This window comes from Neorhizobium alkalisoli (assembly GCF_002968635.1).
Taxonomy (GTDB): Bacteria; Pseudomonadota; Alphaproteobacteria; order Rhizobiales; family Rhizobiaceae; genus Neorhizobium; species Neorhizobium alkalisoli.
Genome location: NZ_PVBN01000055.1, coordinates 1 through 402, shown reverse-complemented (window position 1 = coordinate 402; position 402 = coordinate 1). Strand labels below are relative to the sequence as shown.

The following is a 402-nucleotide window of genomic DNA, read 5'->3' as shown; positions in this document are numbered from 1 at the left end:
CGTCAACACCAGGTAACGCGAGTCGTTGCTTTCGCGCAGGCGGCGCCAGGACGCATATTCCGGCGTGGTGAAAATCTTGCCGATATCCCGCGGGTTGCCCAGTTCGTTCCACTTGCTCATCTGCAGCAGCGACGGCGACGCGGCGGAAATGAACGGACAGTGCGACGCCGCGGAAATTTTCGCCAACTCGGTCAGCAGCGTGACGCTCATCGGGCTGTGATCGAATTCAAAATCGCCGATGATGCAACCGAACGGCTCGCCGCCGAACTGACCATATTCCTGTTCGTAAATCTGTTTGAACACCGGGCTTTGATCCCAGGCGGAGCCCCGATAGCGGCGCAAATTGCGCGTCAGCTCATCCTGACTGATGTTCAACACCCGGATCTTGAGCGTTTCGCTGAC

1 protein-coding gene is annotated in these 402 nt (G+C 58.2%); it reads right to left on the bottom strand.

The features are described 5' to 3' along the window. Positions 1-402 (bottom strand): type VI secretion system contractile sheath domain-containing protein (locus tag C5L13_RS28525; protein WP_205836904.1); only part of this gene is annotated, 402 nt, incomplete at both ends.